Origin of the sequence: Sulfitobacter sp., from assembly GCF_039977885.1 — a bacterium.
GTDB lineage: Bacteria > Pseudomonadota > Alphaproteobacteria > Rhodobacterales > Rhodobacteraceae > Sulfitobacter.
In genome coordinates, this window is sequence record NZ_JBDWCI010000003.1 from 35,648 (window position 1) to 58,065 (window position 22,418).

22 protein-coding genes are annotated in these 22,418 nt (G+C 56.8%); 8 read left to right on the forward strand and 14 right to left on the reverse strand.

Annotation, left to right across the window (positions count from 1 at the left end; all coding sequences use genetic code 11):
- Positions 1-47 precede the first annotated feature (47 nt).
- Genes ABJM03_RS00750 through argE form a run of 7 tightly spaced genes read left to right on the forward strand, consistent with a single transcriptional unit; the run spans position 48 to position 6,763 of the window.
- The gene (locus ABJM03_RS00750; RefSeq protein WP_348415219.1) at positions 48-1,307 is read left to right on the forward strand and encodes an NAD(P)/FAD-dependent oxidoreductase; all 1,260 of its coding nucleotides are present in this window, start codon (positions 48-50) and stop codon (positions 1,305-1,307) included.
- Between the two features lie 16 nt (positions 1,308-1,323).
- Entirely contained in the window at positions 1,324-2,490 is a 1,167-nt protein-coding gene (locus tag ABJM03_RS00755; protein ID WP_348414923.1) for a Rieske 2Fe-2S domain-containing protein, read from the forward strand.
- 2 nt (positions 2,491-2,492) lie between these two features.
- Positions 2,493-3,599 carry an aromatic ring-hydroxylating dioxygenase subunit alpha gene (locus ABJM03_RS00760; RefSeq protein ID WP_348414924.1) on the forward strand — a complete coding sequence of 369 codons (1,107 nt, stop codon included), beginning with the start codon at positions 2,493-2,495 and terminating at the stop codon, positions 3,597-3,599.
- Positions 3,600-4,019 (forward strand): RidA family protein, encoded by a 420-nt coding sequence (locus tag ABJM03_RS00765; protein ID WP_348414925.1) that lies wholly within the window; start codon positions 3,600-3,602, stop codon positions 4,017-4,019.
- Positions 4,016-4,690, forward strand: a complete 675-nt coding sequence (locus tag ABJM03_RS00770) for a DUF1028 domain-containing protein (protein ID WP_348414926.1) — start codon at positions 4,016-4,018, stop codon at positions 4,688-4,690. Before ABJM03_RS00765 ends, ABJM03_RS00770 begins: the two co-directional genes overlap by 4 nt.
- A 31-nt stretch (positions 4,691-4,721) precedes the next feature.
- On the forward strand, positions 4,722-5,621 hold the full coding sequence (locus ABJM03_RS00775) for a LysR family transcriptional regulator (RefSeq protein WP_348414927.1): 900 nt from the start codon (positions 4,722-4,724) through the stop codon (positions 5,619-5,621).
- Positions 5,621-6,763: an acetylornithine deacetylase gene (gene argE / locus ABJM03_RS00780; protein ID WP_348414928.1), complete on the forward strand. Its 1,143-nt coding sequence runs from the start codon at positions 5,621-5,623 to the stop codon at positions 6,761-6,763. Before ABJM03_RS00775 ends, argE begins: the two co-directional genes overlap by 1 nt.
- A gap of 142 nt (positions 6,764-6,905) precedes the next feature.
- Here the strand turns inward: argE and ABJM03_RS00785 are convergent, their stop codons facing one another.
- From ABJM03_RS00785 to ABJM03_RS00830, 10 genes are all read right to left on the reverse strand, one after another.
- Positions 6,906-7,778 (reverse strand): ABC transporter permease, encoded by an 873-nt coding sequence (locus tag ABJM03_RS00785; protein WP_348414929.1) that lies wholly within the window; start codon positions 7,776-7,778, stop codon positions 6,906-6,908.
- Positions 7,775-8,845 (reverse strand): ABC transporter permease, encoded by a 1,071-nt coding sequence (locus ABJM03_RS00790; protein WP_348414930.1) that lies wholly within the window; start codon positions 8,843-8,845, stop codon positions 7,775-7,777. Before ABJM03_RS00790 ends, ABJM03_RS00785 begins: the two co-directional genes overlap by 4 nt.
- A complete protein-coding gene (locus tag ABJM03_RS00795) occupies positions 8,842-10,347 on the reverse strand; it encodes an ABC transporter ATP-binding protein (protein ID WP_348414931.1) in 1,506 nt (501 codons plus the stop codon). The genes ABJM03_RS00790 and ABJM03_RS00795 overlap by 4 nt, the downstream gene beginning before the upstream one ends.
- Entirely contained in the window at positions 10,344-11,438 is a 1,095-nt protein-coding gene (locus tag ABJM03_RS00800; protein ID WP_348414932.1) for a BMP family ABC transporter substrate-binding protein, read from the reverse strand. The genes ABJM03_RS00795 and ABJM03_RS00800 overlap by 4 nt, the downstream gene beginning before the upstream one ends.
- On the reverse strand, positions 11,439-12,827 hold the full coding sequence (locus tag ABJM03_RS00805) for an amidohydrolase (RefSeq protein ID WP_348414933.1): 1,389 nt from the start codon (positions 12,825-12,827) through the stop codon (positions 11,439-11,441).
- Complete coding sequence (locus ABJM03_RS00810; RefSeq protein ID WP_348414934.1) at positions 12,824-13,453, reverse strand: glutathione S-transferase N-terminal domain-containing protein; 630 nt, start codon at positions 13,451-13,453, stop codon at positions 12,824-12,826. The genes ABJM03_RS00805 and ABJM03_RS00810 overlap by 4 nt, the downstream gene beginning before the upstream one ends.
- Positions 13,450-14,286: an aromatic ring-hydroxylating dioxygenase subunit alpha gene (locus ABJM03_RS00815; protein ID WP_348414935.1), complete on the reverse strand. Its 837-nt coding sequence runs from the start codon at positions 14,284-14,286 to the stop codon at positions 13,450-13,452. Before ABJM03_RS00815 ends, ABJM03_RS00810 begins: the two co-directional genes overlap by 4 nt.
- Positions 14,283-14,870 carry a Rieske (2Fe-2S) protein gene (locus ABJM03_RS00820; protein WP_348414936.1) on the reverse strand — a complete coding sequence of 196 codons (588 nt, stop codon included), beginning with the start codon at positions 14,868-14,870 and terminating at the stop codon, positions 14,283-14,285. Before ABJM03_RS00820 ends, ABJM03_RS00815 begins: the two co-directional genes overlap by 4 nt.
- A gap of 128 nt (positions 14,871-14,998) precedes the next feature.
- On the reverse strand, positions 14,999-15,259 hold the full coding sequence (locus ABJM03_RS00825; protein WP_348414937.1) for an acylphosphatase: 261 nt from the start codon (positions 15,257-15,259) through the stop codon (positions 14,999-15,001).
- Between the two features lie 64 nt (positions 15,260-15,323).
- Complete coding sequence (locus tag ABJM03_RS00830; RefSeq protein WP_348414939.1) at positions 15,324-16,085, reverse strand: class II aldolase/adducin family protein; 762 nt, start codon at positions 16,083-16,085, stop codon at positions 15,324-15,326.
- Between the two features lie 212 nt (positions 16,086-16,297).
- Here ABJM03_RS00830 and ABJM03_RS00835 point away from each other — a divergent pair, with 212 nt between their 5' ends.
- On the forward strand, positions 16,298-17,296 hold the full coding sequence (locus ABJM03_RS00835) for a GlxA family transcriptional regulator (protein ID WP_348414940.1): 999 nt from the start codon (positions 16,298-16,300) through the stop codon (positions 17,294-17,296).
- A 21-nt stretch (positions 17,297-17,317) separates the two neighbouring features.
- Here ABJM03_RS00835 and ABJM03_RS00840 read toward each other — a convergent pair whose 3' ends face one another.
- The 4 genes from ABJM03_RS00840 to ABJM03_RS00855 are packed head-to-tail and all read right to left on the reverse strand — an operon-like array spanning position 17,318 to position 22,353.
- Entirely contained in the window at positions 17,318-17,884 is a 567-nt protein-coding gene (locus tag ABJM03_RS00840; protein ID WP_348414941.1) for a sarcosine oxidase subunit gamma, read from the reverse strand.
- Complete coding sequence (locus tag ABJM03_RS00845; RefSeq protein WP_348414942.1) at positions 17,877-20,822, reverse strand: sarcosine oxidase subunit alpha family protein; 2,946 nt, start codon at positions 20,820-20,822, stop codon at positions 17,877-17,879. Before ABJM03_RS00845 ends, ABJM03_RS00840 begins: the two co-directional genes overlap by 8 nt.
- Positions 20,819-21,103 carry a sarcosine oxidase subunit delta gene (locus tag ABJM03_RS00850; protein WP_348414943.1) on the reverse strand — a complete coding sequence of 95 codons (285 nt, stop codon included), beginning with the start codon at positions 21,101-21,103 and terminating at the stop codon, positions 20,819-20,821. Before ABJM03_RS00850 ends, ABJM03_RS00845 begins: the two co-directional genes overlap by 4 nt.
- Positions 21,103-22,353, reverse strand: a complete 1,251-nt coding sequence (locus ABJM03_RS00855; RefSeq protein WP_348414945.1) for a sarcosine oxidase subunit beta family protein — start codon at positions 22,351-22,353, stop codon at positions 21,103-21,105. The genes ABJM03_RS00850 and ABJM03_RS00855 overlap by 1 nt, the downstream gene beginning before the upstream one ends.
- Between the last annotated feature and the right edge of the window lie 65 nt (positions 22,354-22,418).

A 22,418-nucleotide genomic window follows, 5' to 3' on the forward strand; every position in this document is an offset into this window, starting at 1 on the left:
TACAACGCCTTGGCAGTAGCATCAGCATATTGGAACTGGAGAATGCCATCATGGTCGAATCTGTGGATACGCTTGTTGTGGGTGCCGGACAGGCAGGAATTGCTGCAAGCGCTCATCTGACACGCCATGGCATACCTCACCTTGTGTTGGAAAAAGACCGCATCGCCGAAAGCTGGCGTACGCGGCGTTGGGATTCTCTGGTCGCGAATGGTCCGGCTTGGCACGATTGCTTCCCCGGTATGCAGTTCCCCCAATCCGACCCCGAGGCGTTTCCGCCGAAAGAGGAAGTCGCAACTGCGTTGGCCGGGTTTGCAGATGCGCATGACGCACCAATCCGTACCAGTATAGCGGTCAACTCGGTAACCCGTGCCGAGGGGCACTCCGGATTCATGGTCGATACCTCGCAAGGCGTGATCAATGCACAAAATATCATCGCCGCAACTGGTGCTTTTCACCATCCGGTGTTTCCCCGGATCATTCCGGATACCGCGAAGCTGACCCAAATCCATTCGGCCAGCTACCGCAATCCAGAGCAGTTATCCGAAGGCGCTGTGCTTGTCGTGGGGGCGGGGTCATCCGGTGCCCAAATCGCAGACGAATTGCAAAGAGCAGGGCGCAAGGTCTACCTTTGCGTTGGGCCGCACGACCGGCCGCCACGTGCATATCGGGGGCGTGACTATTGTTGGTGGTTAGGCGTTCTTGGCTTGTGGGATGTCGCAGCTAAGGCACCCGGCACCGAACATGTGACGATCTCGGTGAGCGGTGCGCGGGGGGGAGAAACCGTCGATTTCCGCAAAATGGCCCATGCTGGCATGACATTGTTGGGCCGCGCTTCGGGTTACCGTGATGGTAAGCTGCTCGTCGATGGCGATTTGGGCGAAAACATCGCCGCGGGCGACGCGAACTACCTTGATATGCTGAGGCAGGCTGACGCCTACATCGAGCGTTTCGGCCTTGATTTGGCGGCTGAGCCCGAAGCGCATGTGCTGCCTGATGATCCCGACTGTCTTACCCATCCGTTGAGGGAGCTGGATCTGGCTGCTGCAAATGTCACCAATGTGATTTGGGCGACGGGCTACACACAGGATTTTTCCTGGATCAATCTACCTAATGCTTGCGACGCAAATGGTGCCCCTTATCATCAACGTGGCGTGTCGCCAGAACCGGGCCTCTATTTTTTGGGGCTGCCATGGCAATCGCGCCGCGGGTCTACGTTTATCTGGGGTGTCTGGCATGACGCATCACATGTCGCAGATCAGATAGAAATCCAACGCAACTACCGTGACTATAAACCGGAATCGGTTTGAATATGGAACATGAGAAATGAACATCGCTCCGCAAATACAAAATCCGATTGAGGCGCTGCGTGACAACGTATCCACTCCTTTCGAGGAGGCGCGTGCGATGCCACCCGCTGTCTATACCTCTGAAGCTTTTCACGATGCAGAGCTGGAAAGTGTTTTCAAGAAATCATGGTTTTGTGTCGGGCGTGCCAGTGCCCTGGCCAAGGTTGGTGATTATGTCACCTGCGAGTTGGCTGGCCAGCCGATCATCGTTTTACGTGACAAAGATAATGTGCTGCGCGCCTATTCCAATGTCTGCCGTCACCGCATGTCCACCTTGCTACAGGGGCGCGGCAATACCAAAACCATTGTCTGCCCTTATCACGCATGGACTTACAATCTTGATGGTAGCTTGCGCGGTGCACCTGCGATGAATGGCAACAAGGCCTTTTGTAAAGATCACTACAGCCTGCCTGACATTGCCTGTGAGGACTGGCTTGGCTGGGTGTTCATTACTCTGAACCCTGATGCCCGGCCCGTCGCCGAAGAGCTGAGCGAAGTTGCCGAGCTTGTCGCTGGTTACGATATGACCAACTACACCGAGACCTTCTTTGAAGAGCATCTGTGGGACACCAATTGGAAAGTGTTGGCTGAAAACTTCATGGAAAGCTATCACCTGCCAGTGTGCCACGCAGGTACAATTGGCGGTCTGTCCAAACTTGATGAAATGATCTGCCCGCCCGGGCGCAAGGCGTTTAATTACCACACCATCCTCAAGGATGAATCCCTGCGCATCGCCATGGCCCACCCCAGCAATGACCGTTTGAAGGGCGATGAGCGTCGAACGACCTTTTTGCTTGCGATTTATCCAAGCCTGATGATCACTTTGACGCCCGGGTATTTCTGGTATCTGAGCCTGCATCCAAAGGGGCCGGGGCAGGTGCAAATCCGTTTTGGCGGCGGCATGTCGGATGACTACCGGAACGATGCAGAAGCGCAGCAAAACCTTATCGACCTGAAAACCCTGCTAGACGAGGTCAACGTTGAAGACCGCGGATGCACCGAGAAAGTCTATCACGGACTATCTGCGGATGGGGCAAGCCCTGGGCATTTATCCCATCTTGAACGGCCAAATTTCGACTTCGCACAATATCTGATGAGCCAGATGGACCCATCACACCAACCCATCTTTGAAAAAGGGGCCTAGCCATGTCATATCTGTCAGCACATTTGCAAAATATTGCAGCTTTGCCGGCGGATCGCCCCATGACAATGCCTGGTGTGTTTTATACGTCCCAAGAGCAATTTGAACGAGAAGCAGCAACCGTTTTGCGCCGCGGCTGGCATTGTCTTGGTCGTGTTGACGAGATTCCGAACGAGGGTGATTTTTTTGTGATTCAGCTGTTGAACGAACCGCTCATCGTGGTTCGGCAACACGACAACACCATCGCCGTTTTAGCCAATGTTTGCCGTCATCGCGGCATGCCTTTGGCCGAAGGCACAGGGAACGCAAAACGCTTTGTCTGCTCTTATCATGCTTGGGCTTATGATTTGAACGGTGGCTTGCTGCGCGCGGCGCGCATGAAAAACGCAGGCTTTGACGCAAAGGCCTGCGGCTTGCATCGACACAACATGCATCTATGGCAAGGGTTCATTTATGTGAATCTGGACAGCACCGCAGCCCCGTTTTTCGAGCCATCCCTTGATACACTTCTCGAAAATTACGAAAGCGCGGAATTCCGCGTCGCTCATGTTGCCGAAGAGGTCTGGAACACCAACTGGAAGTGCCTTGTTGAGAATTTTATGGAAGGCTACCACCTGTCTGTGGTGCATCCGGAAACGCTACACAGTTACACGCCCACAGGATTGGCCCGAAAGTTGGTAAGTGGCGATGGGTTCACGTCCTATGCCGCAAACTATCCCAAAACGATCCCGCCTCGTGGTTTGGGGGCTCCCAACCTGACAGAGGATGAACGGTTAAGGTCCACGCTTTTTGCACTTTTCCCCACCCAAGTTGTCAGTCAGGCCGCGAGCCTATTGGTATCGCTCAGCATTTTTCCACTGAATGCAGGGCAGATCAGAGTCAAATGGACCCTTTCTACCTATGGCGATGATTTGGACGAAAACACCATCGCAGAGCGCATCGCGCTTTGGGAAAAGGTCAATCTGGAAGATCGCGAAAAGCTGGAGCGCATGCAAATCGCGCTTGGCTCAGAACACGCTATTTCCGGCCCGCTTGCCGAAGACGATTACGAAGGCACCATCCGCGATTTTCAGCTGTGGCTTGCCGCACAAGACCGAATTGAAGGAACCTAAATGGCTCACACTCGTATCCGTAAGTTCAACACATCGGACACCTATCCCGAACAAAAGCTTGATAATGACCTATGTCAGGCCGTCGTGACCGAAGCCTCGGGTAAAATCGTCTGGCTGCGCGGACAATGCCCGCAAAATCTTGATGATGCGGCGAATATCGATAGCCACGATCCGGTGGAGCAGACCCATAAGGTCATGCAAAACATCAAGCAGTTGATCGAGGAAGCAGGCGGCGACATCAGCCATCTGGTAAAAGTCGTTGTCTACATCACGGATGTTCGCCACCGGGAGGCAGTTTACCGTACCATGGGGGAATATATCAAAGGCGTGCATCCGGTTTCCACGGGGCTCGTCGTGCAGGCGCTTGCACGCCCCGAATGGTTGGTCGAAATTGACGGCACAGCGGTGATCCCCGCATGACCTTTTCATTGGTCGCGCGCTGCGCCGAAACCGGTATGTTCGGGCTTGCCCTTTCGTCGTCATCCCCTGCGGTCGCCGCACGATGTTCTTTTGCCCGCGCAGGCGTCGGTGCGGTTGCCTCTCAAAACGTGACAGACCCAACCCTTGGCCCGCTTGCACTTGATCTGATGCAAGGCGGAATGTCCGCGCCAGAGGCTATTGCGCGCATACAGTCCGAGGGGAAATATATCGAATACCGCCAAGTCTTGGCCATTGATGCAAAGGGCGGCACGGCGATCCATTCCGGCCCGAACTCCCTTGGTATTTGGACCCAAGCGGAAGGGGTCGACGTTGCTTCGGGGGGTAATCTGTTGGCCAACGACGGTGTGCCTGACGCAATCGTTGCTGGATACACCCAAAGCAAAGGCCATATCGGAGACAGGCTGATCGCTGCCTTGCGCGCTGGGCTTGCCGCAGGGGGCGAAGCCGGGCCCGTGCATTCAGCTGGCATGAAAATTGTTGATCAAGTCTCTTGGCCCGTGGCTGACCTGCGTTGCGACTGGAGCGAGGATTGCCCCGTTGAGGCCATCGCAACCGCGTGGGAGGTCTACAAGCCTCAACTGGACGCCTATATTCAACGTGCCATCGATCCGCGTGAAGCGCCCTCATATGGTGTTCCAGGGGATGATTGACAGCGCCGCATGGCTTGGTCAGCATTAAATCATGCAAACGCGTTTCACACTTAGGCAGCTGGAGTATTTCAAATGCACAGCTGAAACCGGCAGTATTGCTGCGGCCAGTCGGATGCTGAACATTTCGGCTCCATCCATCTCGACCGCGCTGACCCAGCTCGAGGAAGAGTTGAATACGAAACTATTTGTGCGCAAACGCGCACAGGGGCTATCGCTTACCGAAGCGGGGCACACTTTGGCCGCTCAGGCGGCAAAAATCTTGTTTGAGACGTCAGAACTTACCCGTCTTGCCGGAAATGCCTCCCAAACGGTCCAAGGCCAGTTGCGCTTGGGATGCCTTGTGACCTTTGCGCAAATTGTTGTTCCGAAATTGCGCCGCAGTTTTGAAGCACAACACCCTGCGGTCTTTCTCAGCCAGTTTGAATTGACACAGCCAGAGATTTTTGCAGCTTTGCGCCGTGCCGAGATCGATCTGAGCCTTGGCTATGCGATCGACGTCCCCAAAGATCTGGAATTTCATCCGATCAAAACCCTGCCGCCCTATGTCATGCTTGCGGCCAATCACCCACTGTCTGACCGCTCCAGCCTGACAGCACAGGACCTTGTTGAACACCCGATGGTCCTGCTCGATCTCCCACTAAGCTCGGATTATTTTCTATCATTCTTCACTCGGACCGACATGAAACCTTTCATCTCGGAACGCACCAAAGATATGGCCGTGGCGCGCAGCCTTGTTGCGAATGGGTTTGGCTATTCGATTGTCAACTTTCGCCCGGTTGGGACCCTTGCACCAGACGGTAACCCGCTGGTCTTCATTCCACTTATCAGCGACATCCCACACATCCCAGTGGGGGTGTTATCTGCTAGTGGAGCGATGAAACGGCGGACCTGTGCGTCGTTTTTACAGCATTGCATTACGGAAATGACCTAATGAACACATTGGAAATTCTGGATAAGTTGGTTGCCTTTGATACAGTCAGCGCAGCCAGCAATCTACAACTTATCGCCTATGTCGAAGATTTGCTCAAAGCCAACGGTTTTCGCGTTACGCGGTTGCCGTCCCCCTGTGGCAACAAGGCCGGCCTTTATGCTGAATTAGGACCGCAAGTAGCAGGTGGGCTGCTTTTGTCGGGGCATACTGATGTAGTCCCGACTGATGGACAGACATGGACAAAACCGCCGTTCAAACTGACCCAAGAGGCTGGCAAACTATTTGGACGTGGTACGACTGATATGAAGGGGTTCGTGGCCTCGGCCCTTGCGCTTGCTGTCAAAGCCAAAGATCTTCGTCTTCAACGCCCCCTTGCGATTGTCTTGTCATACGACGAAGAAATCGGATGTGTCGGGTTGCAAGAAATTCGCGCCGACTTGGCGCCCTTATTGCGCGCGCCTGCACTTTGCATTGTCGGTGAGCCGACAGAAATGCAAGTCGCCACGGGCCACAAAGGAAAAGCTGCATTCAAAGCCATCTTTCATGGACAATCAGGGCATTCGGCACTTGCGCCCAAATTTACCAACGCGCTCCACCTTGCGGCTGATTTTATGGGAGCATTGCGCAGCATACAGGCTGAACTTGCTGAAGAGGGGCCTTTCGATACAGCCTATGAGGTGCCCTATACAACCTTGCACGTCGGTAAATTATCCGGAGGAACAGCGCTCAATATCGTCCCGGCGCTGGCTGAGATGCAGTTTGAAATGCGCACGCTCGCCTTGCAGGATGTTTCTGTCCTGAATGACAGGATCGACGGGATCGTGAGTAAAATGAACGCCGCTCGGGTTTGCATAAGTTTGGAACGTGGCAACACTTATCCAGGATTAGACGTGGATGCCGCACAACCTTGGGTCAAAAACGTCGCAGAACTGGCACAAAACGGGTTGACCAAGGTCGCCTTCGGAACAGAGGCCGGCATCCTCACCGAAATGGGAGTCCCAACCCTTGTCTGCGGCCCGGGTTCGATGGAAGGACAAGGGCATCAGGCGGATGAGTTTATTGAAACACAACAGCTTACCGCCTGTGATGACTTCCTTGATCGCATGATCCAAAGCTCGCAGTGGTGCGGGGCCCTTCCGTAGCGCGCCCAAGGTGTTTCTGGCTGCGATTGAGGCAGTAAAAATTCACCTATGACGTCCAAATCACCGTATCGGCCGAACGCTTATTAAATGCGTGCTGTGATGAAATCTTAGAAACTCTTTCGCCCCCGCGGCGAAGGTTGGGTTAGGGCGCAGGGTTTCGTTTTGAAATCACAACAAGCATCAGGATCGTGATGATGTAGGGCAGGCTTGACAGGAATTGCGATGGCAATGCCACCCCTTCGGCTTGGGCCGTGAGCTCTCCCAAGGACAAAAGCCCGAACACGAGCGCACCGAATACGACACGCCCTGTCTTCCATGCGCCGAATACCACCAGCGCCACGGCGATCCACCCGCGGCCTGCGATCATGCCATCGGCCCAAAGTGGCGTATAGACCGTCGACGCATAGGCACCTGCCAATCCACACAACGCGCCACCAAAGGCGATTGCGGCGCATTGAATTGCACTGACAGGATAACCGATGGCACGCGCGGCTGTGCTGCTTTCGCCGATCGCTGAAATAACAAGGCCGATCTTGGTCCGCGTCAGCAGATACCATAGGGCAAATGCCCCGATGATGGTGAGCCAGACGACAATATCCTGAGTGAAAAGGGTAGGGCCGATCACGGGGATTTCGGAAATGACAGGCAGGCCCATTTTTGGCAGGCCGCTAATGGTCAGGCTTTCATAGGATTTGCCAAACAAGGCCGATAACCCCAGTCCAAGCACGCTTAGGCCAAGCCCTGCTGCCACCTCATTGGCTTTGACACCTAATACCAACCCCGCAAAAATCATGGCGAATGCCGCGCTTGCACAGGCGGCGACACCAAAGCCCAGAACATGCGATCCGGTTTCATAAACGCAGATAAAGGCAATCACAGCGCCAAGTGCCATCATCCCTTCAAGCCCTAGGTTCAGCAGGCCGGTTTTTTCAACAACCATTTCCCCTAATGCCGCAAGCAGCATGGGCAGGGCGGCGGCAACTGTGCCAGCCAGAAGGAACTCGATCACATTCATGCAGCACCCTTTTGGCTAAATGCGATCCGAAAACGGATCAGGGTGAAAGTAAGCAAATAAAACACCAGCAGCAGACCCTGAAAGACCTCGACTGCGGCAACGGGCAGGCCCGCGCTGACGGTCGCGCTATCGCCGCCGATATAGATGACCGAGATCAGGAAGCTTGATACGACAATGCCGAGGGGGCGCAAGCCGCCCATATAGGCCACGATGATCGCAGCATAGCCATAGCCCGAGGGCACAGATCTTTGTAATTGCCCAAGCGGTCCGGCGACTTCGCTGGCCCCGGCAATACCGGCGGCCAATCCCCCGAGCGCAAGGCAGAGCCAGATCATGCGTGGTGCGTTAAAGCCCGCATAATGCGCTGCGCGAGGGGCCAGGCCTGCAGTGCGGAGCTGGTATCCGACAAAGTGGTTTTGCATCAGAAGATGCGCCAGAACGCTGGCCACCAGCGCAAAGATCAGCGAGATATTGGTGCGGGTTCCCTCAAACAACAGCGGCAAAAGCGCATTGTCGGGGAACATCACCGATTGGGGGAAGTTGAACCCGCGCGGGTCCTTCCACGGGCCCAGCAAAAGATAGTTCAACACCTGAACCGCAATCAGGCTCAGCATCAATGTGACCAGAATTTCGGATGCACCAAATCGGGTGCGGAGCGCTGCGGCGATCATCGCATATAGCATCCCTCCCAACGCACCGGCTAATATCATCGCGGGCAACATGAAAGGGAACGCGCCATCAGGATACCAGACGGGCAGGGCAGATGCGCAAATGGCACCGATGATAAACTGGCCTTCTGCGCCGATGTTGAAAATATTGGCACGAAATCCGATGGCCAGCCCCTGCGCGATTATCAGCAGCGGGGCCATCTTGAGCAGCACTTCAGAAAAGCTGTACCAGCTCAGGAACGGCTTGAGCAACAGCGCAAAAAGGGCGGTTCCCGCAGGTTTTCCAAGCAGCGCAAATAGGATCAGGCTGGTACAACAGGCAAGGCCCAGTGCCAAAACAGGCGCACCGACCATAGCAAGACGCGAAGAGCTGTCGCGCCGGATCATCTGAATCTTCAAGCTGTGGCTCCAATCATCAGCGCTCCGATGTCCTGAGCGGTCGTTGTCGCAGCATCCAGCGGGGCCGACAGGGACCCTTCGTGCAACACATGCAGGACGTCGCAAATCTCGAACAGCTCTTCTAGTTCTTCGGATATCACCAAAATTGCCGCCCCTTCGTCGCGCATGTCGAGAAGCCGCCGCCGAATAGCAGTTGCGGCCTTAATATCAACGCCCCATGTCGGTTGGGATACAAGGATCACGTCGGGCTGCAACATAATCTCGCGCCCCAGAATGAATTTTTGCAAATTCCCACCAGACATCGCGCCGGCTTCGGCATCGGGGCTGGAGGTGCGCACATCGAAATCCCGAATACAGGCTTTTGTGAAGGCGCGTTCGGATTTGCGGTTGATAAAACCACGGCGGAGCATTCCTTTGCGGTGGCCAGTGAGCAGGCTGTTGTCAGCCAGTGACATCTCGGGCACGGCACCGCGGCCCAAGCGTTCTTCGGGAACAAAGCCGAACCCGAGCGCGCGGCGCGCCGCAGGGCCAAGGCGACCGGCCCGTTTGCCCATGAGCGTCACCATTCCCGCGGAAGGAGAGAGCGTTTCCCCCGATATAGCAGCGGCGAGTTCTTGTTGTCCGTTTCCGGAAATTCCCGCTATTCCAATGATCTGGCCCCCGCGAAGGTCTAGATTGACCGACTTGAGCGATGTGCCGAAACGGGTTTTGGCGGGCAGATCAAGATCGTTGAGCGAAAGGCGCATATCGCCGGTGGTCGTCGCCGCAGGTGCTGCCAGTTTCGGCATCTCATGGCCGATCATGAGTGTCGCCAGATCGCTGGCGGTTTGGGTACGTGGATCCACGCGGCCTGTCACTTCGCCTCCGCGCAGCACTGTTGCCTCATCGCAAAGCTCGCGGATTTCATCGAGTTTGTGGGAGATGAACAAAATTGCCATGCCCTTTGCTTGCAAGCTGCGCAGGGTCTCGAATAACAACCGTACGCTTTGTGGCGGCAACACCGAGGTCGGTTCATCAAGGATCAGCAGCTTGGGCTCCAAGAGTAAACAGCGGATGATCTCGATCCTTTGCCGCTCGCCCACTGACAGGCGGTGCACCATCGCCTCAGGGTCGACTTTCAAGCCAAAGTTTTCGCCCAGCTCAGTAATCCGTTTGGCTAATTCTGCCTGCGGACCCGGCACCATAAGCGAGACATTCTGTACAACATTGAGCGTTTCAAACAGTGAGAAATGCTGGAACACCATACCAACGCCCAAGGCCTGCGCGTCAGAAGGGCGGGCCAGTTGAACAGGTGTACCATTCCACAAGATCGCGCCCTCATCAGGCTGCTCAACCCCGTAGATCATCTTCATCAGGGTCGATTTTCCGGCCCCGTTTTCGCCCAGCACTGCGTGGATCGACCCAGAGCGTACCTCCAGATCGATCCCCTTGTTTGCCTGCACCACGCCATAACGCTTGGACACCCCTGACAGGGTCAAAAGCGCGGTTGCGGTATCGTTCATGACGGCAGCGGCGTGGTGACGCCAGCAACATGCCAGTCCATGCCAAGAATTTCACCGTCTGTCATTGCCACACCGTCGGCCACACGTTCGGTGCCTGATTGGTCAACCAGCGGACCTTGGAAAACGGTAAATGATCCATCCTTGATGGCGGCCTGTGTTTTGGTAATGCGAGCAACCATATCGGCAGGGATATCTGCATTCCAATCGGCGGTGTAGACGACCTCATCCTCCATGCCGAGCCAGAAGTTTTCGCCTTCAAATGTCCCGTTCAGATGCCCATCGACGAGATGTTTGAAATGGGGGGCCCAATCGGTGCCGACAACGCCCAGATATTTGGAAGGCGCGTATTTCACCATCGAGGAGTTCAGGTTGTAGGAATAGACGCCAGCCTCTTCGGCCACGGCAATCACGGATGGGGTGTCTTGGGCATTGGAGAAGATGACATCGACACCTTGCGAAATCAGTGCTTTGGCAGCTTCCTGTTCGGAGGCCGGATCAAACCATGAGTTGACCCAGACAACGCTCATCTCGATTTCGGGATCAACGGAACGTGCGCCCAACATGAATGCGTTGATCGAGGTGATCAGCTCGGGGATGGCAAAGGCACCCACACAGCCCAGCTTTTTGGTCTTGGTGACGGATGCCGCTGCCATGCCCATCAAATAGGTGCCCTGCCAGTATTTCGCGGTAAAGGGCGAGAAGTTGGGCTCTGTCAGGTAGCCGGATGCATGGATAATGGACACGTCTTTGTTGCGCTTGGCGATCTGGATACCGCCATTCTGATAGCCGAATGAGCCAAGCAACAGCACCTTGTTGCCCTCAGCGACCAGACCGTTGGCAATACGGTCCGCATCGGGCCCTTCGGCGATGTTTTCCAGAACGGTGACTTCCAACTTGTCGCCGTAGGTTTCTTTCACCGCTTCGACCCCGGCCATCAATGTGTGAGACCAGCCCACGTCAGCGGCGGGTGAGGGTAGAACAACACCCATTTTCAACACGTCCTGAGCCAGTGCTTGCATCGGCAATGCAATTGCGGTGGTCGCGGCAAGTGAGCCTTTGATAAAGCTGCGGCGTTTCATATTTTCTGACATTTATAGTCCCCCATTGGTGTTTTTCGGTAGTATTGTATGAAGTGCAGCTTCGGCTGCGTGAAATAGCGCGTGTTCATCAAGGTGGGGGAATGCCCCATCGGCCCAGACAACGCGCCCGTTGATCATCGTTAAGTCCACAGTGGCACCCACACCGACTTTGGCAATCAGGCTGATCGGATCGTGGCGTGTGCCCACATAGTCAAGCTTGCGCGTATCAATAGCGAAAAGATCGGCCGCCATACCGGGTCTGAGCGCTCCGATGTCTTTACGCCCCAGCAAAGATGCGCCGCCCTCCGTTGCATAGGATAGAAAACGGCTTGGGGTTGGCACGGGATCCTGACGGCCTGATGCCGCCAGACATTGCAGCATATAGGCCGAATGCACACAGTGCATCAGGTTGGAGTTGTCGTTAGAGGCCGCCCCGTCCACACCCAGACCAATCCGCAATCCCAGCGCGTCCATCGCGGGAATATCGGTGACTTCCGCACCCACAAGATACACAGGTTCGGGGCAATGGGATATGCCCGTGCCGCTTGCTCCCATTTGCGCCAGCTCGGCGCGGGTCAGCTCCCAGCCGTGGGCATAGAACGTGTCGGCACCCGCAAAACCAATGTCTTCGCAATAATCCACAGTGCGTTTGCCATGCACCTGTTCGATCACAGGGCTTTCCCCTTCGCCGACGTGGCTGTGCAAAAACACTCCCTTGTCGCGGGCTAACCGGACCGATTCCACAAAGGTCTCTTTGTAGCAATTCACTGGTTGACAGGGGGCCACAACCACCTGCCGCATGGAATACGGGTCAGGATCGTGATAAGCGTCGATCACGCGGGCGCAGTCATTGATAAACCCGTCCGTGGTCTCGAGCATCTCGTCAGGGATTGTGCTCCCTTCCGATTTGGGCAGTGTATTTCCGCCTCGGCCGGCATGAAACCTCATACCCAAAAGCTCTGCTGCTTCGAATTGCCGGTCGATGATCCGGCTGCCAGCATGGCGCGGGAAGCAATATTGATGGTCAAACGCTGTTGTGCAGCCGTGCTTGATCAATTCGGCCATCGCAACGACCGAGCTGTGGTAAAAACAGTCTTCGGTCAGGCGTGAAAACACAGGGTAGATACGGTCGAGCCATTCGATCACTGAATAGCGCGTCCAGTCCAGCTCGGCGCGGTTGCGTACAAAACACTGGAAGAAGTGGTGGTGCGTATTCACGAGGCCGGGGTAGATGAACATTCCCGTGGCGTCGATGATTTCACAGCCTTGCGCGGATGCCGACAGGTCGGGACCGATTGCTTTGACCGCGCTGCCTTCAACAAGCAGATCATGGTGCCATAAAACCGGTTCGGAGGCGGAGGTCACGATGGCCTCGCAGGATTTGAACAAAATGGATTTCAAAGGGAGGCTCCCGGCGGTGTTGCGAGTTCATGAAGGCGGTGGATGCCGGGCATTTCGATAAAACCGGGCAGGGCGCGGATGTCGCGCAGCCACAGCCTGATCGAAGGATAGGGATCAAGGCTGATCCCCCCGTCAGGGGCAAGGGCGGTATTAGGGAAACAGGCGATATCAGCGATTGTGGGCCTGTCACCTGTCACGAACCCGAGGCCGTCGATCCGCTGCTCGCTCAGATGTTCTTCCAATATGCGCAACTGCTTCACGCCGTCCTTGCGTGCTTGGGCAATATCGACATCATAGGACAGAATGTCATGCAAGCGGGCGGCACCCAGAGTGTCGTTGAGGGTTCGTGCGAATGCGAGCCATTGCGCGTCCTGATCGCTTTGCCAGTCTGGTGCTTGGGAGGATACCAGATGGCGCAGTATTTGCGCCGTATCAGTCAGCACAAGGGGACCGTCCACAAGGATCGGCAGCGTGCCTGCGGGATTGAGCGCAAGCAGGTCAGCGGATTTATGTTCTTTTAGCGGATGAAAATTGACCGCTTTCAATTGCAATGGCCGCGATAGCAGCGCCGCCATCAGGCGCACCTTGTAGCAGCTCGCGCTGAGGATATAGTCATACAGGATCATGCCGCGACCACCTGTGCGCCATAGGTATAGCCGATTTTCTTGAGCCATCTGCGATATGCCACGGAGGTTAGATCCGCCTGTGTGGGCGTCTCCATCCCCGGATCAAGGGGGAGTTTTGCAGGTATCTGGTTTTCGAGAATGGACCGGTCCTGCATGAAAATCATCTGCTGGAAGCTGACCAGATCGGACATCGGGGTGGCGTCATCGTAAAGGGCCATCCATGGCCAGACCTCGCACCATTCTTCGGTCAATGGCTGAACAAACAAGGTGATAACATCCCATGCGCCGGGGCGCGGGGGGCAGGTTTTGTACAATACCGATACCGTGGGGGCAGCGACGCGGTACATGTAATCTGTGGTAATACCCCCATCCGCCGATTGCGCGGCCTGCGGTTGGAAGAACTTTACCTTTGTGGCCCAAACCTCATTCACGTCTTCGCGGATTTTCACGTCATACCGCTCAACCTCGGTATGGGATTCCGCGCCCAGAATATCTGTGTGGATGAAGGGAAAATGCGCGATATCAAGAAAGTTCTCGACCGCGCGCAGGGGGGAGCATCGGACTTTGATAGAGCCGCAATCAACCAGCCTGCGGCCCTGTTCTTCGGCTTCGGGAATGGTGAACAGCGGGCGCTCGGGCTGGCCGGGGCTGGCCCATAGATGCCCGTAGCGTTCGACAGCCTGAAGGTTGTTGCCGGCAGCGTCGCGCACCCAGAACGCGCCCGGTTGCCCGCCAAGGGTGATGGTTTTGCCCAGCAGCAGTGTCTCCCTCGGGGTCGTGATGCCTGAACACATGGCAACAGGATACCAATGGTTTTCGATCTCGGGCCTCATGCGGCTTGCTCCTCGATCTGCTTGCGCAGGGTCTCTGCCCAGCGGGAGGTTTGCTTGGGGTTTTGCCGTGCCAGAACATGGATCATGCAGCTTGCCTTGTCGGTGGGTTGCAGTACGACAACAGCGTCGCCCGTATCGATAACGCTTTGGTCCGTCGCCTCCAAAAAGGTGGCAACATCGTCCACCGGCGCGGCAATTTGCAATGACCTCAGGGCGGCAGCATCGGGAAGCAGGGGTGGTTTGGACGTTGGCGCGTTCAGCTCGACCCAGATCAGGCCGCCGCTTTCGATGCAGTCATATGTTGTTGCGCAGATGCTTTTGGGGGGAACAAGATCGGGGTGGGCGGGGATGTAGGAACACCCGCCGTCACTGTCATATTGCCAGCCGTGATAAATACACGACAGCGTTTCCCCGCGCACAAAGCCCTGTGATAACCGCATTCCGCGATGCGGGCAGCGATCCCCCCAGGCGTGTACGGCACCAGACGCGGACCGCCAAATCGCAAGATCCACGCTATCAATCCGTGCAGGCATGGCCATGCCAGACCTCAAGTCATTCCCTAAACCGACTGCGATCCAGCCCACGTAATGCTCCGCATAAAATATTAACGATCGAACGTCGCATGCTGTTGTGCTGACCTCAAGCACCGGAGCTGGGAGAGAGGGGCGAAATCGTAAAACAGACAAGGTCCCCGACAGCCGGCTCCTAAATTTTAATCACTTTTAGATGTGGTAAATTCGATCCGGTCGACATGAATGCTCGCCGGACCCAAACTGCATCCCAAGGCGAGCGCGTTCAACATTTCTTCGTGCCCGAAGGCGGATATGCTAAGATAGCCATCCCGCAGTTTCGTTTGCACATCACAAAGCCCCAATTTACTGGCATGGCGCAAAATCCATGCCGGAAAATCGGGCGCGTCGACGTCTCCGAATACGCAGATTTCGCCGCAAACCGTGCCCGTCGAGCTGTTCATACATAGCTTCCCTTTGTTGTGCCGTGCAAACGAGAGCAGGCTTTACCCCGCGCAGTTCTGACGCTTAGGTTTTGTAATCTTTGTGGTGCTCTTCCAACATCCGCAGATGTGCGGCCCATTCGAGGGCTGTATCATCATCTTCGCCCATGGGGCTGTCGTATTGGGCGGCCACATGTCGGGCCAGATCATCTGGCACCACGCGCAGCGGTTGGCCCATAGACAGGGATGCAACCTGAATTTCGCAAGCGCGTTCAAGGTAGAACATATTGTTGAACATCTGCCCTGCGGTGGCTCCGGTTGTCAAAAGACCGTGGTTGCGCAGAATAAGGGCCTGATTGTTTCCAAGGCTGGCCACGATCCGTTCGCGTTCTGCCAGATCCAGCGCGATGCCTTCGTAATCATGATAGGAAATCCGGCTGTAGAATTGCAGCGCAATCTGGTTGAGCGGTAGCAATCCTTCTTCCATCGTGGAGACAGCAACCCCCGCGCGCGAATGGGTGTGCATGATCCATGCTGCATCGTGGCTGCTGCGGTGAATGGCCGAATGGATGGTGAAACCTGCGGGATTGACCGGATAGCTGGAGGAGCAGACCTTGTTTCCTTCCACGTCGATTTTCACAAGGTTCGAGGCGGTGATTTCTTCCCAGCGCAAGCCGTAGGGGTTGATCAGGAAATGCCCGTCCTCGCCGGGGACGCGTGCGGTGATATGGGTATAGATCAGATCGGTGAACCGAAAATGCGCCGCCAGCCTGTAGGCGGCTGCCAGATTTACACGTGTATCCCATTCGGCAGTGCTCATGTCTGCGGGGGCATTGTCGGGCATCATGTTGTATCCTTTGCAAAAATTGCCTGCGCGGGCAAAAGGGGGGGTAAATGCAATCTGCGGTGCTGTCTGTGTGGGGGCACAGGGCAGGGCCTATAGAATCTGGTACAGGAAATTTGCCGCAATAACAGCTGAATTGCCAGCTGCGGGCAATTCCCATCACCGGAAAATGTCGTTAGCATCGGCCTGTAGCGTGATCTATTTGGCCTGACAAAATGACAAAGAGCGAAATTCAGCAGATCGGTTTTTTGATTTTTCCGGGCTTTCCCATGGCCTGTCTGACCTCGATGATAGAACCCCTGCGCGCGGCGAATGAGATTGCGGGCCAGCTGCGCTTCGGGTGGAAGCTGGTGTCGGAGGACGGCAGCAAGGTCACATCAAGTGCGGAAGTCTCCTTTGAGCCGGATTGCGCCTTGGCCGAGGCTCAGGCGCTGGACGTGCTGTTCCTGCTCAGCAGCCCGGGCAGCAGGTTTGTGCATGAAAAAGCATCGAACGGGATTTTGCGGGGTTTGCAACGACACGGGGTCACTTTGGGTGGCATTAGCGGGGGGGTGTTTCCCTTGGTCCGCTCGGGCGTGATGGAACAACAGCGCTGTTCGGTCCATTGGTGCTATGAGGCGGCCTTTCGCGCCGAATTTCCGCAGGTGGATGCCGCGGATGAGGTGATCGTCACAAGCGGGCGGTGCCACACGGCATCGGGCGCTGCGGCGGCCTTTGATCTGGCGCTGCGCATGGTTGAGGAAGTGTTCGGCGCGGATGTGGCCCATGAGGTGGCATGTTGGTTCCAGCACCCGATGATGCGCGGCGAAGGGGTTCGGCAACGAATACCGATGCAAGAAAGCCCTGACGCGCGCTTTCCCGATCTGGTCGCCCGCGCCGCCGCGTTGTTTTCGCAGCATATCGAAGAGACAACTTCGATTAACGAAGTAGCCGAAGCGCTAGCCGTCACTCCGCGCCAGATCGAGAGGGCTTTTAAAAAGGCCACTGGCCAAAGCCCGTCGCATTACTATCGCGCGCTACGCATGAAGGCTGCGCGGCAGTTGGTGCTTTATTCAAAAGACAGCTTTGCCGATGTGGCCGCTGCGGTGGGATATGCGTCAACGACCCCGTTAAAGGCCCATTATAGCGCGGCCTTCGGGGTTTCGCCCCAAGAGGACCGCGCCCGCATCAACAGCTTTCGGGTGCGCGATAATATTCCGGTCCCGTCGGTTTAGGGGCTGGGGGGCTGTGCCCTGTTAAAGGGCGGATTTCATCGCGGTCAGGATGGCGTGATGCAAAGAACCCGCAGAGGCACGTGGCCCAAGGATCCGGATAAAGCCTTGGGCATCGGCGCAGATTACAAAACATCCCAGATGATGGATTGACGTGCGCGTTGCGTCGCCGTGCTGCATGGCGCGGATATTCACATTACACAGCAGCTCCATCACCAGCCGGATGCCGTCGCCCGCCAGATCAAAACCACACCACGCATCGCTTTGCTCTGTCACCGACGCGTTGTCGCCCAAGCTGGATTTGACCTGAGCTTCGATGTCTTCAAAGCTGTCGAAATCCGCGGCAACCAACCATTGATCCGGTCCGGTCCAGATTGCGGAAAAGGGCGTGCCCAAGTACGCTTTGCCTGCGAGGGGCGGCGTGGCCTTCAGCAGGGATTGCAGCGCGCTGGCGCACCCGGTCTCTTTGCCAAGGCGGGCCGCAACAGAGGCAAGCGCTTGATTGGTGACCTCGGTGCATGTCACACTGGCAACTTTGTCGACCCGTGGCTCGGTGCCGCCAAGGGCGGTGATGGCTATCAAATCATGCACGGAGGCGTTCTCCTTCTGGGTCAACGAAATGGGCCGAAACGATTTGCACCTCTACGGTGAGGTCGGTCACGGGCGATACCAGACGCATGTGTTCGCCGTGCCGCGCGCCGCCGCCTTTCAAAAAGCCCAGACCGATCATGCTGCCCACCTCGGGCGAGAAGGCCGCAGAGGTGACATAGCCTTGATCATGGGCGGCATCTACGGGGCCGCTGGCATTCATCAGGTGGCCACCGGCGGTGATTTTTTGTGTTGGATCAACGGGTTTGATCCCCACTTGCATAAGGGCATCGGGTTCGTTCAGGCCGGCGCGCTCGGAAAGTTTTGCACCGATGCTGTCTTTTGTCTTGCTCACCATCCGCCCCATTCCAAGGTTCAGCGCGGTGGTGGTCCCGTTCAGCTCGTTGCCTGCCGCATGACCTTTTTCGATGCGCATCACACTCAAGGCTTCGGTGCCGTAAGGGGTGACGTTGAATTCCTCGCCCTCGCGCATCAACCTGCGCATCAACGCATCGCCGTATCTGGAGGGCACAGCGATCTCGAAGGCCAGCTCACCCGAGAAAGAGATGCGGAATAGCCGCGCACGCAACCCGCCGCAAACGGTGATGTTCGCGCAAGCCATAAAGGGAAAGGCTTCATTGCTGATGTCATGGTCGGCATCCACAATTTTTTGCAGCAATCTGCGAGAATTCGGGCCCGCGACCGCATATTGCGCCCAACCTTCAGTGGTCGAGATCAGCTGCACATCCATATCGGGGAACAGGCATTGGCGTAGAAATTCGAGATGCTGGAACACCTTGCCCGCATTCGCCGTCGTGGTGGTGACCACAAAATGATCTTCGGCCAGACGGGCCGCAGTGCCGTCATCCATGGCGATGCCATCCTCGCGCAGCATGAGGCCATAACGGGTCTTGCCGACGGGGAGCTTGGCAAAGCCGTTGCAATAGACCTTGTTCAGGAAGGCGGCGGCATCGGTGCCCTGCACATCAATTTTACCCAATGTGGTGCAATCACAAACCCCGACAGAGGCGCGCGTGGCTGTTACTTCGCGGTCGACACTTTCGCGCCAATGGGTTTCACCGGCGATGGGGAACCATTGCGCGCGCATCCAGTTGCCGACTTCGACAAACACGGCACCTTGCTCCTTTGCCCAGTGGTGCGAGGGCGTGAGGCGGGTCGGGTGGAAATCTGTGCCGCGCGCACGGCCACCCAAGGCGCCAATGGCCGTGGGTGTATAAGGGGGGCGGAATATCGTGGTGCCGACCTCGGGGATGGTCTTTCCCGCCAGTTCGGCCATGATTGCAAGGCCGCCCATATTGGATGTTTTGCCTTGATCGGTTGCCATGCCCAATGTGGTATAACGCTTGAGGTGCTCGACCGAGCGGAAGCCCTCTTGATGGCTGAGCTTTACATCCTTCACGGTCACATCATTCTGCTGGTCCAGCCATGCCCGTGAGCAGCCCTCTACATACCAGAACGGCGTTTGTTTTACCGGCGCATCCTCGGCCACCGGGAGTGTGGGACCGGCGGCAGTGATGCCAAGGGCTGCCGCGGCTTGGGCCGCGCCCGATACCAGCGCGCCGTGGGTCGAGAACCGGCCCATGGCCGCACCGGCGACCGACATGCCCGGAGGAAGAGTGCCACCCGGAACAAAGGCCGCAAGGCTGTCATCCCATGTGGGGCGACCACGTTGATGGCACGTCAGATGCACATTGGGGTTCCAGCCGCCCGATACACCGATTGCGCCGCATTCCAGAATACGCTCGGAGCCGTCTGGGAGCCGCAATTTGGCAAATGTCAGCCCCAAGCGCCCCATCGTGTCGACGATCTGTGCCCCTTTAAGGACTTCGTATTGATCACTGAAAGGTGCATCCGCTCTTGTGTCCACAACAGCAGTAATCCTGACCCCTGATGCATGTAGATCGGCCGCGGTGCGGTGCCCGTCGTCATTGTGGGTGAAAATCGCCACGCGTTTTGCGGGGGTGGCTGCCCAGCGGTTGACATAGCTCCGCATGGCAGAGGCCAGCATGATGCCCGGCCGGTCGTTGTTGTCAAAGGCAATGGGCCTTTCGGTAGCACCTGCACACAGCAGCGCCTTGCGGGCATAGATACGCCACAGAATTTGACGCGGCTTGCCGCTGGGTGGGGTGGGCAGGTGGTCGCTGACCCGCTCGACCGCGCCATAGATACCGTGGTCAAACGCGCCAATGATGGTGGTGCGCGGCATGAGGCGGACATTGTTCATGCACGCCAGTTCGGCCAGTGTTTGGGCCACCCAGCGGTCTGCGCTATCGTTATCTAGGGCAATCGTTTCCGAGTTTAGCCGCCCACCCATCGCGAAATCTTCGTCCGCAAGAATGACTTCGGCACCCGAGCGCCCGGCCGTCAAGGCCGCAGACAGGCCTGCGGGCCCTGCGCCGATGATCAAAAGATCGCAGTGGCGGAACCCTTTGGCATAGCTGTCGGGATCTTCCATCTTGGACAATGATCCAAGCCCGGCTGCCTTGCGGATGATCGGCTCATAGATTTTCTCCCAGAACGCGGCGGGCCACATAAAGGTCTTGTAGTAGAACCCTGCGGTCAGGAAGTTGGAAAGCCGGTCATTGATTGCCATGGCGTCCACGGCAAGGGAGGGCCAGCGGTTTTGCGACTTGGCCGATAGCCCGTCGTAAAGCTCGATTGTGGTGGCCCTTGTGTTGGGCTCTTTGCGCGCACCGCTGCGCAACTCGACTAGGGCGTTGGGTTCTTCCGAACCAGCCGTCAGCGGCCCGCGGGGCCGGTGATATTTGAACGAACGGCCCATCAGGCGCACGCCGTTGGCCAATAATGCAGAGGCCAGCGTGTCACCCTGATAGCCGGTGTAGGATTTACCATCGAACCGGAAATTGAGCGGCTTGGCGCGGTTGATCTGCCCGCCTTTCAGTCGATTGGGTTGGGTCATTTCGAGCGTCCCATTTTGCGTGCCACATCGCGGGCGATTTCGACATTGGTGATCTCATGGGTGAGCGTGTCGCGGGTGACAACCAACCATGAGCGGTCGCCTCCCTCGTGCCACCACAGCTCGCGGTGGGTGCCGGCCGGATTGCCCCGCAGATAGGCATATGCGTGCCACTCCTGCGCTGTTGCGGTTTCGGGGGCGGGCCGCTCGATTAGGCTAGCATCGCCGAGATAGATGAATTCCGCGCTGTCGCGGGGGCCAAGAAGGGGGTGATCAATAATCATCAGTGCAAATTGGGCTGATTGCCCATTCCTTTTTCGTCAATCATATGCCCGGTCTCGAACCGGTCAAAACGGTAGGCTGTGGCCGTGGGGTGGGGGGCATCGCGGGCCAGAAGATGCGCAAAGGCATAGCCCGACGCGGGCGTGGCCTTGAAGCCGCCATAGCACCAGCCGCCATTGAAATAGAGCCCTTCGATATGGGTCCGGTCAATGATGGGTGAGCCGTCCATGGACATATCCATGATCCCGCCCCACATGCGCAGCAGCCGTGCGCGGCCGATCATCGGCATGATGGCCATGCCGCTTTCGCAGACGTCCTCGACCACGGGCAGGTTGCCGCGCTGGGCGTATGAGTTATAGCCGTCAATATCGCCGCCAAACACAAGACCACCCTTGTCGGATTGCGACACATAGAAATGGCCCGCTCCAAAGGTGATGACACCGGGGATCAACGGCTTGAGCCCCTCCGAGACAAAGGCCTGCAAGACATGGCTCTCGATGGGCAGTCGCATATTTGCCTTGGCCATCAGACGCCCCGAAGACCCCGCAACAGCACAGCCTACACGCGTGGCCCCGATGAACCCTTTCGAGGTCTCGACGCCCAGACATTTGCCCCCTTCGATCCTGAAGCCGGTGACTTCGCAGTTCTGGATAATATCGACACCTTGGCGATCGGCACTGCGCGCATAGCCCCAGGCGACTGCGTCGTGGCGCACGGTGCCGCCGCGGCGTTGGGCCAACCCGCCCTTGATCGGAAAACGCGCATCGTCGAAGTTGAGGAAAGGGTATTCCTTCCTGATCTGCGCAAGGTCGAGGTATTCGGCATCTGCGCCGTTCAGCATCATCGCATTGCCGCGCCGGATAAAGGCGTCGCGTTGCGCGTCCGAGTGGATCAAATTCATAATACCGCGTTGGGAAACCATCGCGTTATAATTCAGATCCTGCTCCAGATTTTCCCAAAGCTTGAGCGAGAATTCATAAAACGGCTCATTCCCGTCCAGCAGATAGTTCGAGCGGATGATCGTCGTGTTGCGCCCGACATTGCCGCCACCGATCCAGCCTTTCTCGATCACGGCGACTTTCTTCTCGCCGTAAATTTTGGCCAGATAATGGGCCGTCGCCAACCCGTGCCCGCCGCCACCGATAATTATAATATCATAATGGCTTTGAGGTTCCGGATCGCGCCAGACGGGTTTCCACCCTTTGTGGCCTGTCAGGGCCTCTTTAATAACTTTGAAACCGGAATAGCGCATGAAATCGGACCTCCTGTTGAGGAGTATTCCTTGATTCCCGCGCTTATGTCGCTTTGAAACCCGAC

Coding starts and splice junctions, on each gene's coding strand:
- ABJM03_RS00755 (WP_348414923.1), top strand. CDS start 1,324: ATGAACATCGCTCCGCAAATACAAAATCCGATTGAGGCGCTGCGTGAC.
- ABJM03_RS00760 (WP_348414924.1), top strand. CDS start 2,493: ATGTCATATCTGTCAGCACATTTGCAAAATATTGCAGCTTTGCCGGCG.
- ABJM03_RS00765 (WP_348414925.1), top strand. CDS start 3,600: ATGGCTCACACTCGTATCCGTAAGTTCAACACATCGGACACCTATCCC.
- ABJM03_RS00770 (WP_348414926.1), top strand. CDS start 4,016: ATGACCTTTTCATTGGTCGCGCGCTGCGCCGAAACCGGTATGTTCGGG.
- ABJM03_RS00775 (WP_348414927.1), top strand. CDS start 4,722: ATGCAAACGCGTTTCACACTTAGGCAGCTGGAGTATTTCAAATGCACA.
- argE (WP_348414928.1), top strand. CDS start 5,621: ATGAACACATTGGAAATTCTGGATAAGTTGGTTGCCTTTGATACAGTC.
- ABJM03_RS00785 (WP_348414929.1), bottom strand. CDS start 7,778: ATGAATGTGATCGAGTTCCTTCTGGCTGGCACAGTTGCCGCCGCCCTG.
- ABJM03_RS00795 (WP_348414931.1), bottom strand. CDS start 10,347: ATGAACGATACCGCAACCGCGCTTTTGACCCTGTCAGGGGTGTCCAAG.
- ABJM03_RS00800 (WP_348414932.1), bottom strand. CDS start 11,438: ATGTCAGAAAATATGAAACGCCGCAGCTTTATCAAAGGCTCACTTGCC.
- ABJM03_RS00810 (WP_348414934.1), bottom strand. CDS start 13,453: ATGATCCTGTATGACTATATCCTCAGCGCGAGCTGCTACAAGGTGCGC.
- ABJM03_RS00815 (WP_348414935.1), bottom strand. CDS start 14,286: ATGAGGCCCGAGATCGAAAACCATTGGTATCCTGTTGCCATGTGTTCA.
- ABJM03_RS00825 (WP_348414937.1), bottom strand. CDS start 15,259: ATGAACAGCTCGACGGGCACGGTTTGCGGCGAAATCTGCGTATTCGGA.
- ABJM03_RS00830 (WP_348414939.1), bottom strand. CDS start 16,085: ATGATGCCCGACAATGCCCCCGCAGACATGAGCACTGCCGAATGGGAT.
- ABJM03_RS00835 (WP_348414940.1), top strand. CDS start 16,298: ATGACAAAGAGCGAAATTCAGCAGATCGGTTTTTTGATTTTTCCGGGC.
- ABJM03_RS00845 (WP_348414942.1), bottom strand. CDS start 20,822: ATGACCCAACCCAATCGACTGAAAGGCGGGCAGATCAACCGCGCCAAG.
- ABJM03_RS00850 (WP_348414943.1), bottom strand. CDS start 21,103: ATGATTATTGATCACCCCCTTCTTGGCCCCCGCGACAGCGCGGAATTC.
- ABJM03_RS00855 (WP_348414945.1), bottom strand. CDS start 22,353: ATGCGCTATTCCGGTTTCAAAGTTATTAAAGAGGCCCTGACAGGCCAC.